General features: G+C 73.0%; 2 pseudogenes. Both read left to right on the top strand.

Annotated features, from left to right (window positions below):
* Positions 1 to 10 precede the first annotated feature (10 nt).
* Positions 11 to 6,424: pseudogene (locus ADL03_RS50265) on the top strand (amino acid adenylation domain-containing protein); the annotation flags it as partial.
* Between the two features lie 127 nt (positions 6,425 to 6,551).
* Positions 6,552 to 14,033: pseudogene (locus ADL03_RS50260) on the top strand (amino acid adenylation domain-containing protein); the annotation flags it as partial.
* Between the last annotated feature and the right edge of the window lie 49 nt (positions 14,034 to 14,082).

Raw genomic sequence — 14,082 nt, 5'->3', positions numbered from 1 at the left:
ACACCACACCATGTCGTCGTCGATTGAGGACCGCATCGCCGCACTGCCCCCGCACCTGCGGGAGCAGATGCGCCGCCGCCTGTCCGGCCGTTCCGAGCAGACCGCCGCAATCCGGCCGGCTGACCGGTCCCGGCCGTTGCCGCTGTCGTTCCCGCAGCAGCGCCTGTGGTTCCTCGACCGCTTCCAGCCCGGCGGCTCCGGCTACAACAGCGCGCTGGCGCTGCGCCTGACCGGGCGGCTGGACGTGCCCGCGCTGACCACGGCGCTGAACGCCCTGGTGGCCCGGCACGAGTCGCTGCGCACCACGCTCGACGAGGCCGACGGCGTGGGCGTGCAGGTCGTGCACCCGCCGTACGAGCTCGCCCTGCCCGTCACCGAGCCGCACGACCCCGGCGCGCTGGACGAGCTGCTGACCGAGGAGTACTCCCGCCCGTTCGACCTGCGGCGCGGCCCGCTGGTGCGGGCGTTGCTGGTGCGGCTCGCACAGGACGAGCACGTGCTGCTGGTCACCGCCCACCACGTCGTCACCGACGGCTGGTCGATGGGCGTGCTGACCGAGGAGCTGGGCGAGCTGTACGGCGCGGCTGTCGACGGACGCGAGGCCGCGCTGCCCGCTCTGCCGATCCAGTACGCCGACTTCGCCGCGTGGCAAAGGGAACGGCTGTCCGGTGACGCGTTGCGCGGTCAACTCGACCACTGGACGCGGCGGCTGAGCGGCACCACCCCGCTGGAGCTGCCCACCGACCGGCCCCGGCCGCCGGTGCGCACCAGCAACGGCGCGGCGCACGCGTTCACCGTTCCCGCCTCGACCACCGCGGCGTTGCGCGAGCTGGCCCACGAGCGCGGCACGATCCTGTTCTCCGTGCTGCTGGCCGGCTGCCAGGCGTTGCTGGCCCGCTACGCCGGGCAGGACGACGTGGCCGTGGGCACCGTCACCACCGGCCGCGGCCGCCCCGGCCTGGAGCGGCTGGTCGGGTTCTTCGTCAACACCGTCGTACTCCGGTCCACAGTGGACAACAGCGCCGCCTTCACCGAGTTCCTCGACCAGGTCAAGGAGAACGTCAAGGAGGCGTTCGCCCACGACGAGGTCCCGCTGGAGCACCTGGTCGACGCCCTGCGCACGGACCGCGACGTCAGCCGCAACCCGCTGTTCGACGTGATGGTGCTGCTGCAGAACGCCGAGCGCACCCCGCCGCGGCTGCCCGGTTTGGACGTCGAACGGGTCGGGCTGTCCCGCCGTGACGCCATCTTCGACCTGACCATCGAGTTCCAGGAGCGCGACGGCCTGCTGGAAGGCCTGCTGGAGTTCAACACCGACCTGTTCGACGCCGCCACGGTCGCCCGCTTCGCCGACCACCTCGTGCTGCTGCTGGGCAGCGTGGCGGCCGATCCGCACCGGCCGCTGGGCGAGCTGCCGTGGCTGTCGGACGACGAGCGCGACCAGGTCCTGACCGGGTGGAACGACGCTCACCGCGCACCGGTCGAGGGCACGATCGCCGGCCTGTTCGCCGAGCAGGTGCGCCGGACGCCGGACGCGCCCGCGGTCGTGTCCGACGACGTGGTCCTGACCTACGCCGAGCTGGACGCCCAGGCCAACCACCTCGCCCGCCGGCTCATCGGCCTCGGCGTGCGGCCGGAGGACCCGGTGGGGCTGCTCGTGGAGCGCTCCGCCGACCTGGTCGTCGCCGAGCTGGCCGTGGTCAAGGCCGGCGCGGCGTACGTGCCCCTCGACGGCCGCGCACCCGCCGAGCGGATGAGACGCGTGCTCACCGACTCCGCGATCACCTTCCTCATCACCGATCCCGCCGGTGAGAACGTCGCCACGTCCGTCCACACCGGACAGGTCGTGCTGCTCGACGGCGACCGGTCCGGCGCGGCCGACCCCGCGGTCGTCGTGCACCCCGACCAGCTCGCCTATGTCATGCACACCTCCGGGTCCACCGGCACGCCCAAGGGTGTGGCCGTGCGGCACCGCGACGTGGTGGCGCTGGCGCTGGACTCCCGCTTCGACGGCGGCGCGCACGACCGCGTGCTGCTGCACTCGCCGTCGGCGTTCGACGCCTCCACCTACGAGCTGTGGGTGCCTTTGCTGCGCGGCGGCCAGGTCGTCGTCGCACGGCCGGGCGACGTGGACGCCGACGTGATCCGGCACGCCGTCACCACGCACGGCGTGTCCGCGATCTGGCTGACCGCGGGCCTGTTCCGGCTCGTCGCCCAGGAGGCGCCCGACGCGTTCGCCGGGCTGCGTGAGGTGTGGACCGGCGGTGACGTCGTCCCCGCCGCCGCCGTCCGTGGCGTGCTCGGAGCGTGCCCCGGCCTGACCGTGATCGACGGCTACGGCCCGACCGAGACCACGACGTTCGCCACGTCGTTCCCGATGACCGCCACCGTCCCGGACGTGATCCCCATCGGCCGCCCGCTGGACGGCATGGCCGCCTACGTGCTGGACGAGGGGTTGCGGCCGGTGCCCGTGGGCGTGCCCGGCGAGCTGTTCCTCGCGGGCGCCGGCGTGGCCCGCGGCTACCTCGGCCAGCCCGGTCTGACCGCCGAGCGCTTCCTGCCCGACCCGTTCGGCCCGCCCGGCACCCGCATGTACCGCACCGGTGACGTCGCCCGGTGGCGCGCGAACGGCGTGGTGGAGTTCGTCGGCCGCACCGACGACCAGGTGAAGATCCGCGGTTTCCGGGTCGAGACCGGTGAGATCGACGCCCTGCTCGTGCGCCACCCCGCCATCGCCCAGTCGATCACCGTGGCCCGCACCGACGACGGCCGCAAGCAGCTGGTCACCTACCTCGTGCCCGCGGCGGGCACGGTCCCGGCGCACGCCGAGCTGCGCACGTGGCTCACCCGCGAGCTGCCCGACTACATGGTGCCGTCGGCGTTCGTCGCGCTGGACGCGCTTCCGCTGAGCGCCAACGGGAAGGTCGACCGCCGCGCGCTGCCCGCACCCGAGGCCCGCCAGGACGGCGCGGACCGCCACGTCGAGCCCACCACGCCCGTCGAACGGGAGCTGGCCCGCGTCTGGGCCGAGGTGCTGCGCATCGACCGCGTCGGGATCGAGGACAACTTCTTCGAGCTCGGCGGCGACTCCATCCTCAGCATCCAGCTCGTCGCGCGCGCCCGCAAGGCGGGTCTGCGGTTGTCGTCCAGGGACGTCTTCCTGCACCCGACCGTCGCCGAGCTGGCCGCGACGGTGACCGCCGTGGCCGACCAGGTACCGGACGCACCGGCGGCGGGTCCCGCGCCGCTGACGCCGATCCAGGAGTGGTTCTTCGACACCACGCCCGCGAGCCCGCACCACTTCACCATGTCCACGCACGTGGAACTGGCGCCTGGCGTGGACGAGCGGGCGCTGGCCACCGCCGTGGACGCCGTTGTGGCGCACCACGACGCACTGCGCGCCCGCTTCACCCGCGATGGCGACCGGTGGGTCCAGGACCTCGCGCCCACCGCGCCGACCGGCGTCATGCGGGTGCGCGACCTCTCCGGGCTGGACGAGGCCGCCCAGGAGGAGACCGCGCAGGCCGAAGCACTGGCCGCCCAGTCGAGCCTCGACCTCGAAGCCGGCCCGCTCGTGCGCGCCCTGCTGTTCCGCCTCGGCGACGGCCGCTCACGGCTGTTCCTGACCGTGCACCACCTCGTCGTGGACGGCGTGTCCTGGCGGGTGCTGCTCGGCGACCTGGAGACGGCCTACGACCAGGTGGTGCGCGGCGAACCGGTCGTGCTCGAACCCGTGGCCACCGCGTTCGCCACGTGGGCCCGCCGCCTCGCCGACCGCGTGAACGCGGGCGAGCTGGACGCCGACCTCGACCACTGGGCCGGCTTCGCCGCGTCCGCCCCCGCCGAGCTGCCCGTGGACCACGAGGACGGCGACCCGGCGCAGGACGTCCGCGCGGTCACCGTGCGGCTCGGCCGTGCCGACACCGACGCGTTGCTGCACCAGGTGCCGGGCGTCTACCGCACGCAGGTCAACGACGTGCTGCTCAGCGCGCTCGGCCGGGCGCTGGCCGAGTGGACCGGCCACGACCGCGTGCTCGTCGGCCTGGAGGGCCACGGGCGTGAGGACGTGCCCGACGACCTCGACATCTCCCGCACCGTCGGCTGGTTCACCAGCCAGTTCCCCCTCGCACTGCACGTGCCTGCGGGGGAGTGGGGTGGTGTGCTGAAGTCGGTCAAAGAGCAGGTGCGCGCGTTGCCGCGCCGTGGTCAGAGCTACGCGGCGCTGCGCTACCTGGCCGCTCCCGGCTCCCCGGCGGCCGTGCTGCGGGACGACCCGCACCCGTTGATCAGCTTCAACTACCACGGGCAGTGGGACGTCGCGGCCGACGCCGACGGGCTCTACCGGGCCCGCCGCGCCCCGCTCGGCCGGGACACCGCGTCCGGCAACGCCCGCGCGTACCTGGTCGACGTCGTCGGCCTGGTGGAGAACGGCGAGCTCGAGCTCACCTGGCTCTACTCCGGGCGCGTGCACGACGAGTCGACCGTGCGATCCGTCGCCGAGGCCGTGGTGCGCGGGTTGGCGGAGATCGTGGCGCATTGCGCGGAGCCGGGTGCCGGTGGTCGCACGCCGTCGGACTTCCCGTTGGCACGACTGGACCAGGCAGCGGTGGACCGTCTTGTCGGGACAGGCGACGAGGTCGAGGACGTCTACCCGCTGACCCCGTTGCAGGAGGGGATGCTGTTCCACGGCCTGGCGGACCCGTCGTCCACGGCCTACTTCGACCAGGTGCGCCTGCGGCTGACCGGCGTCGCCGACCAGCACGCCCTCGCCACCGCGTGGCAACGCGTCGTGGACCGCACGCCGGTGCTGCGCGGCGCGCTGGTCTGGGACGGCGTCGAACGGCCGGTGCAGGTCGTCCGCTCCCGCGTGGAGCTGCCGTGCTCGCACCACGACTGGCGGGGACTATCCGAAGAGGACCGTGAAAGTAGGCTCGAAGTCCTGGCGGCACAGGACCTCGACCTGCGCCGTGCGCCGTTGATGCGGATCGACCTGGCCCGGCTCTCCGACGACGAGGTGCTGCTCGTCTGGACGTTCCACCACGTGCTGCTGGACGGCTGGAGCCTCGCGCAGGTGTTCGCCGAGGTGTGCGAGCAGTACCGGGCGATCACCGAGGGCCGTGCGCCGGAGGTCGTGACGCGGCGGCCGTTCCGCGACTACCTGCGCTGGCTGGACGCGCAGGACCGGTCCGACGCCGAACGGCACTGGCGCGAGGTGCTGGCGGGCTTCTCCGCGCCCACCGCGCTGCCCTGCGACCGCTCACCCGCGCGCAACCACGCCACCGAGTCGTCCACGGCGGTGCCCGTGGCGCTCACCGCCGAGCAGACCGACCGCCTGCGCCACACGGCCCGCAGCCACGGCCTCACGGTCAACACCGTGGTGCAGGGTGCGTGGGCGTTGCTGCTGGCCCGCTACAGCGGTGAGTCCGACGTCGTGTTCGGCACGACCGTCTCCGGCCGCCCCGGCGAGCTGCCGGGCGTGGAGCAGATGGTCGGCCTGTTCATCAACACCGTGCCGGCCAGGGTCGCCGTGCGCGCCGACGCCGACACCGCGACCTGGCTGCGCGAGCTGCAGGCGGCGCAGACCGAGTCACGCCGGTTCGACTTCGTGTCGCTGGCGGAGCTGCGGTCGTGGAGTGACGTGCCCGCGGGGTCGTCGTTGTTCGACAGCGCCGTGGTGTTCGAGAACTACCCGCTCAACGACGTCACCGAGGTCGGCGGCATCCAGGCCACCGACGTGCGGGCCAGGGACACGACCAACTTCGCGCTCACCCTCAGCGCCGTCCTCGACGACCGGCTGCACCTCGACCTCGCCTACGACCCGCACCTGTTCGACGCCGACACGGCCCACCGGCTCGCCGACCGCCTGCTGCTGCTGGTCGACGCCATCGCCGCCGACTCCGGGCGACCGGTCTCGGAGCTGCCGCTGATGACGTCCGACGAACGCCGCCAGGTGCTCGTGGAGTGGAACGCGACGGCCGGTGAGGTGTCGGAGGCGTCGGTTCTGGAGGTGTTCGAACGCCAGGCGCGGACCACGCCGGACGCTGTCGCGTTGGTGGTGGGGGACCGGTCGTTGTCGTTCGCGGAGCTGAACGCGTGGGCGAACCGGGTCGCGCGGGTTTTCGTGGTCGCGGGTGTGGGGCCGGAGCGGCTGGTGGCGTTGTCGTTGCCGCGTTCGGTGGAGTTCGTGGTGGCGTTGCTGGCGATCTGGAAGGCCGGTGGCGTGTACCTGCCGGTCGATCCCGCGCTGCCCGCGGACCGCGTGGAGTTCCTGCTGGCGGACGCGAACCCGGTGCTGGTCGTGCGTGACGCGCTTCCGGACGCCGGCGACTACGGCTCGGACGACCTGCGGCCGGTGGGTCCGGACCAGGCGGCCTATGTGATCTACACGTCCGGTTCGACCGGACGCCCCAAGGGTGTGGTGGTCGAGCACCGCAGTCTGGTGAACCTGCTGGTGAACCACCGGCAGGGTTTCGCCGCGGGTGAGCGGTTGCGGGTGGCGTTGTCGGTCGGCGGTGTTCTCGTTCGACACGTCGCTGGAAGGCATTGTGCTGATGGCCGATGGCCACGAGCTGCACCTGCTGGACGACGACGTGCGCCTCGACCCGTCCGCCCTGGTGGCCTACGTCTCGGACCGGCGGATCGACTTCCTCGACCTGACGCCGTCGTACGCGCGGCAGCTCGTGGAGGCCGGTCTGCTGGCCGGCGAGCACCGGCCCAGGGTGCTGATGCTGGGCGGAGAGGCGATCGGTGAGGACCTGTGGCGGCGGCTGGCCGACGTGCCCGGCACGGCGAGCTACAACTTCTACGGCCCGACCGAGTCCACAGTGGACGCGCTCTCGTGCCGTGTCACGCCCGATTCCCCGGTCACGGTGGGACGTCCGCTGCTCAACGTGCGGGCCTACGTCCTGGACGACGACCTGCGGCCGGTTCCCGTCGGTGTGCCTGGAGAGTTGTACCTGGCGGGCGCGCAGCTCGCTCGCGGCTACCTCGGTCGAGCGGGCCTGACCGCCGACCGGTTCCTCGCCGACCCGTTCGGCGGGCCGGGCGAGCGCATGTACCGCACCGGCGACCGGGCCCGGTGGCTGGCCGACGGCAGGCTGGACTACCTGGGCCGCACCGACGACCAGGTCAAGATCCGCGGCTACCGCATCGAGCCCGGCGAGGTCGAGGTCGTGCTGACCCAGCACCCCGACGTCCGCGAGGCCGTGGTCATCGCACGCCGCGACGACGGCCACCAGCGGCTCGTCGCCTACGTCACCGGCGCCGGAACAGCGGACCTGCGGGCGTGGCTGGGCGAACGGCTGCCCGACTACCTGGTGCCCTCGGCGTTCGTCGAGCTGGACGCGATCCCGCTGAACGCCAACGGAAAGGTCGACCGCCGCGCCCTGCCCGCGCCCGACTTCGCCGCGGCGCGCACCGACCACGTGGCACCGCGCACGGACGTGGAACGCGACGTGGCCGACATCTGGTCCGAGGTGCTCGGCGTGCCGGGCATCGGCGTGCGGGACAACTTCTTCGAGCTCGGCGGCGACTCGATCCTCAGCATCCGGGTGATCTCCCGGCTGCGGGCCGCGTTCGACGTCGAGATGTCACCGCGCGCGCTGTTCACCCACCCGACCGTCGCCGGGATCGCCGCGCTGGTCGCGGACTCGGCGAAGGCCCACCTGGACGCGATCCCCGTGGTGCCGCGCGACGGTGGCCTGCCGCTGTCCTTCGCGCAGCAACGGCTGTGGTTCCTGGACGAGTTCGAACCCGGTGGCGTGGAGTACCTGACGCCGTCGATCCTGCGGCTGCGCGGACCCCTGGACGTGGACGCGCTGAACGCGGCACTGACCGCGCTGGTCGCACGGCACGAGTCGCTGCGCACCACGTTCGAGACCGTCGACGGGCGCGGTGTGCAGGTCGTGCACCCGCCCCGGCCGATCGAGGTGCCGGTGGTCGACGTGACCGAGGACGGGCTGGCGCAGGTCCTGACCCGCGAGACGACCACGCCGTTCGACCTGCGGCACGGTCCGCTGGTGCGGGTGCTGCTGGCGCGGCTGGGCGCGGATGACCACGTGCTCTCCCTGGTGCTGCACCACATCGTCACCGACGGCTGGTCCAACGGCGTGCTGCTCGGTGAGCTGGGCGCCTGCTACGAGGCCGCGACGTGCGGCACGGAGGCGAAGCTGCCGGAGCTGCCCGTGCAGTACGCCGACTACGCGGTGTGGCAGCGGACCACGTCCACGGAGGAGGCGCTGGAGGAGCACTTGGCGCACTGGCGCCGTGCGCTCGACGGCGTGCGGCCGCTGGAGCTGCCCACCGACCGGCCACGGCCGGCCACCCGCGGCAAGCAGGGCGCGCTGGTGCACTTCCAGGTGCCCGCCGAGGTCACCGACCGGCTCAAGGCGCTGGCCCGCGACCACGACGGCACGCTGTTCATGGCGCTGCTCGCCGCCTGCCAGGTGCTGTTCGCCCGCTGGTCCGGCCAGCGGGACGTCGCCGTCGGCACGGTCGTCTCCGGCCGTGACCGCACCGAGCTGGAGGGCCTGGTCGGCTTCTTCGTCAACACGCTGGTGCTGCGGTCCGACGTCGACCCGCACCAGGGCTTCGCGCAGCTGCTGGACCAGGTCCGCGAGACCGTCCTGGACGCCTTCGCCCACCAGGACGTGCCGTTCGAGCGGGTCGTGGACGAGGTGCACCCCGTGCGCGACCCCAGCCGCACCCCGCTGTTCCAGGCGATGGTCGTGCTGCAGAACACCACCGACGACGAACCGCGGCTGCCCGGTCTGCGCGTCGAGGAGCTGCCGCCGCCGTCGGTCGCGGCGGGCTTCGACGTGTCGTTCCAGTTCCAGGAGGTCGACGGCCGCCTCGAAGCGGTGCTGACCTACGACACCGCGCTGTTCGACGCCGCCACCGCCGAGCGGATGGTCGCCCACGTCGGCGTCCTGCTCGACGGCGCGACCGCCGACCCCGCCCGCGCCGTGGCCGACCTGCCGCTGCTCACCGACGACGAGCTGCGGCACGTGCTGCACGAGTGGAACGACACCGGCACCGGCGGCCCGGCACCGGCCTACCACGAGGTCTTCCAGAGCTGTGCCGCTCGCACGCCGGACGCGACGGCCCTGGTCGAGGGCGACCGGTCGTGGACCTTCGCCGAGGTCAACGCCCACGCCAACCGGATCGCCCACCACCTGATCGCCGCGGGCGTCGGCCCCGAGTCGCTCGTGGCGCTCGCGCTGCCCCGGTCGGCCGAGCTGGTGTTCGCCGTGCTGGCCGTGCTCAAGGCGGGCGGCGCGTACCTGCCCGTTGACCCCGAGCACCCGGCCGAGCGGATCGCGGTGGTGCTGGACGACGCCCGCCCGGTGCTCGTCGTGGCCGCGGACGACAGCGTCGCCGGCGGGGTGCCGCTGGTGCGACTGGACGACCCCGCCGTGGCCACCCGCCCGGTCACCGACCCGACCGACGCCGACCGCACGGCACCGTTGCGTCCGGAGCACGCCGCGTACGTGATCTACACGTCCGGCTCCACCGGCCGCCCCAAGGGTGTCGTGGTCGAGCACCGCAACCTCTCCGCGCTCGTCGCCGACCACCACGCCCGCCTGCTGCCCGGCGACGGAACGCGCCTGCGCGGCATCGCCACCGCCGCCTACACCTTCGACGCCTCCTGGGAGGGCCTGCTGCTGCTGGCCGCGGGCCACGAGCTGCACCTGCTCGACGACTCCGTCCGGCTCGACCCGCGGGCCGTGGTGGAGCACATCGTGCGGCACCGCATCGACTTCCTCAGCTGCACGCCGTCCTACTTCCAGCAGCTCCTGCCCGAGGGGCTGCTGGCCCAGGACCGGCACCGGCCGCGACTGGTCGCGCTGGGCGGCGAGGCCATCGCCGAACCGCTGTGGCGCGCGCTGGCCGACACCGACGGCGTCACCGGGATCAACCTCTACGGCCCCACCGAGTGCACCGTGGACTCCGTGTGGACGACGATCACCGACCAGGACCGGCCGGTGATCGGCACGCCGGGCCGGGGCCTCCGGGCCTACGTGCTCGACGCCGATCTGCGGCCGCAGCCGATCGGTGTGCCCGGCGAGCTGCACCTGGCCGGTGACCAGGTGGCCCGCGGCTACCTGCACCGGCCGGGCCTGACCGCGGACCGGTTCACCGCCGACCCGTTCGGGCCGTCCGGCAGCCGGATGTACCGCACCGGCGACCTGGCCAGGTGGACCGCCGACGGCGTGCTGGAGTACCGGGGCAGGGCCGACGACCAGGTCAAGATCCGCGGCTACCGGGTCGAACCCGGAGAGGTCGAGGCCGCCCTGCTCGACGTGCCCGAGGTGACGGAGGCCGTGGTCGTGGCGCAGGAGGTCGCGCCCGGTCTGCACCGCCTCGTCGGGTACGTCGTGGGCGCGGTCGACGTGGACGACCTGCGCACGCGCCTGAAGCGGCAGCTGCCGGACTACCTGGTGCCGTCGCTGTTCGTGCCGCTCGACGAGCTGCCCACGACCGACAGCGGCAAGGTGAACCGCCGCGCCCTGCCCGTGCCCGACGCGAGCGCCGGGAGCACGCGTGACCACGTGCCGCCGCGCACCGCCGTGGAACGGGAGCTGGCCCGGATCTGGGCCGAGGCGCTGCGCGTGGACCGCGTCGGCGTGCACGACAACTTCTTCGGCCTGGGCGGCGACTCGATCCTGAGCATCCAGATCGTGTCCCGGGCCCGCCAGGCGGGCCTGGAACTGGTCACCAAGGACGTGTTCACCCACCAGACCATCGCCGAGCTGGCCACCGTCGTGCGCACCCGCGTGCCGGAGACCGCCGAGCTGCCGCAGATCGCCGGCCCGGCACCGCTCACGCCGATCCAGCGCTGGTACCTCGACTCCCACCACGACGACCCGCACCACTTCACCATGTCGTTGCACCTGGAACTGGCGGAGGACACCGACCCGGTGGCGCTGGGACGTGCCCTGGACGCGGTCGTGGCCCACCACGAGGCGCTGCGCACGCGCTTCACCCGCGTGGACGGCGACTGGGTGCAGGACGTCACCGAGGCCGAGGTCGAGCTCGAACACCACGACCTGTCCACTGAGGACGAAGAGGCGGTCATCGCGGCCGCACAGGCGGGATTGGACATCACGCGCGGCCCGGTGATGCGCGCGTTGCTGTTCTCCGGCAGGCGGCTGTTCCTTGTGGTCCACCACCTGGTCATGGACGGGGTGTCCTGGCGCATCCTGCTCGGCGACCTGGAGACCGCCTACCGCCAGGCCGTGGCGGGCGAACGGATCGACCTGGCGCCGGTCGGCACCCGGTTCACCCAGTGGGCCCACCGCCTGGCCGGGCACGTGCGGTCGGGCGCGTTCGAAGACCAGCTGCCGCACTGGACCGCCGCGCTCGACGGGGCGGGCGAGGTGCCGGTGGACCGCGACGGGCCCAACACCGCCGGTTCGACGCGCGTGGTGTCGGTGCGGCTCGACCGCGAACACACCGACGCCCTGCTGCACACCGTGCCCGACACCTACCGCACGCAGGTCAACGACGTGCTGCTCAGCGCGCTGGGCCGGGCCCTGTCGCAGTGGACCGGGCGCGACCGCGTCGCGGTCACGATGGAGGGCCACGGCCGGGAGGACGTGCTCGACGGCGTCGACACCTCGCGCACGGTCGGCTGGTTCACCACGCAGTACCCGGTCGCGCTGACCGTGCCCGCCGGCGACTGGGGCGCGGTGCTGAAGTCGGTGAAGGAACAGCTGCGCGCCGTGCCCGGCCGCGGGTTCGGGTTCGAGGCGCTGCGCCAGCTCAGCACGGCCGACGGCCTCGCCGGGACCGCGCTGCCGCCGGTCAGCTTCAACTACCACGGCCGGTTCGACGTGGCCGCTGCGCAGGAGGGCCTGGTCCGGGCCCGCCTGGACACGCCGGGAGCCGACGCGGCCGCCGGCAGCACGCGCCCGTTCCAGCTCGACGTCGTCGGCGGCGTGGAGGACGGCGAACTGGTGCTGTCCTGGTTCTACTCCGAGCAGCTGCACGACGAGTCGACCGTGCGCACCGTCGCCGACGCGGTGGTGCGCGGGCTGACGGAGATCGTGGCGCACTGCGCGGAACCAGGTGCCGGTGGTCGCACGCCGTCGGACTTCCCGTTGGCACGACTGGACCAGGCGGCCGTGGACCGGCTGGTCGGGACCGGCGACGAGGTCGAGGACGTCTACCCGCTGACCCCGCTGCAGACCGGCATGCTGTTCCACACCCTGGTGGACGACACCTCGACGGCGTACTCGAACCGCTTCCGGCTGCGGCTGTCCGGCGTGTCCGACCCGGACGCGCTGGCCGAGGCGTGCCGCCGGGTGGTGGCGCGCACACCGGTGCTGCGCGGTGGCGTGGTCTGGGAAGGCGTCGAGGCGCCGGTGCAGGTCGTGCGCCAGCACGTGGACGTGCCGATCACCCAGCACGACTGGCGGCACCTGTCCGCCGAGGACCAGGAGGCCGCGCACGGCACGGTCGGCACCGAGGAGCTCGACCTCACCACGCCGCCGCTGCTGCGCCTGGCCGTCGCCCGGCTCACCGACGACGAGGTCACGCTCTTCTGGACCGCCCACCACATCCTGCTGGACGGGTGGAGCTTCGCGCAGGTACTGGTCGAGATCTGCGAGCAGTACACCGCCCTCGTCCGCGGCCAGGAGCCGGAACTCGCGCCGCGGCGGCCGTTCCGCGACTACCTGCGGTGGCTCGCCGAGCAGGACAGCGCGGCCGCCGAACAGCACTGGCGCCAGGTGCTCGCCGGCGTCGAGGCGCCGACCCCGCTGCCGTGGGACCGCTCTCCCGTGCAGGCGCACCGCGCCGAGTCCAGCGCGTCCGTCCACCTGGCACTGGACGCCGACCGGTCGGCCGGCCTGAACCGGGTCGCCCGCTCCGCCGGGCTCACGGCCAACACGGTGGTGCAGGGCGCGTGGGCGTTGCTGCTGGCGCGTTACAGCGGTGAGTCCGACGTCGTGTTCGGCACGACCGTGTCCGGCCGCCCGGCGGAACTGCCGGGAATCGGGTCGATGGTCGGCATGTTCATCAACACCGTTCCCGCCCGCGTGCACGTCGACCCGAACGCGTCGCTGTTGCCGTGGCTGCGCGAGGTGCAGGCGGCGCAGACCGAGTCACGGCGGTTCGACTTCGTGTCGCTGGCGGAGCTGCGGTCGTGGAGCGATGTGCCCGCGGGGTCGTCGTTGTTCGACAGCGCTGTGGTGTTCGAGAACTACCCGGTGGACGAGCTGCTCGACGACGAGCAGGGCGTGCGGGTCCTCGACGTCGCGGGCGCCGACACCACCAACTTCCCGCTCGCCCTCAGCGCCAACCTCGGCGACCGCCTGCGGCTCGAACTGGACTACGACCCGCGCCTGTTCGACGCCGGCACCGTCGAGCGCCTCGCCGCGCACCTCGTGGCGTTGCTGGAGGAGTTGGCGACCGACCCGGACCGCACGCTCGCCGAGCTGCCGCTGATGTCGTCCGGCGAACGTCACCAGGTGCTCGTGGAGTGGAACGCGACGGCCGGTGAGGTGCCGGAGGCGTCGGTTCTTGAGGTGTTCGAACGCCAGGCGCGGACCACGCCCGACGCCGTGGCGCTGGTGGTGGGGGAACGGTCGTTGTCGTTCGCGGAGCTGAACGCGTGGGCGAACCGCGTGGCACGGTCCTTCGTCGCGTCAGGCGTGGGACCGGAGCGGCTGGTGGCGTTGTCGTTGCCGCGCTCGGTCGAGTTCGTGGTGGCGTTGCTGGCGATCTGGAAGGCCGGTGGTGTCTATCTGCCGGTCGATCCCGCGCTGCCCGCGGACCGCGTGGAGTTCCTGCTGGCGGACGCGAACCCGGTGCTCGTGGTGCGCGGAACGCTGCCCGAGGCCGACGGTCACGACCCGGCCGACCTCGAACCGGTGGGCTCGGACCAGGCGGCGTACGTGATCTACACGTCCGGTTCGACCGGGCGGCCCAAGGGTGTGGTGGTCGAGCACCGAAGCCTGGTGAATTTGCTGGTGAACCACCGGCAGGGTTTCGCTGCGGGTGAGCGGTTGCGGGTGGCGTTGTCGGCGGTGTTCTCGTTCGGCGGTGTTCTCGTTCGACACGTCGCTGGAAGGCATTGTG

Origin of the sequence: Nocardia sp. NRRL S-836, assembly GCF_001279525.1 — a bacterium.
GTDB lineage: Bacteria > Actinomycetota > Actinomycetes > Mycobacteriales > Pseudonocardiaceae > Lentzea.
This window is presented reverse-complemented; position numbering and strand designations above follow the sequence as displayed.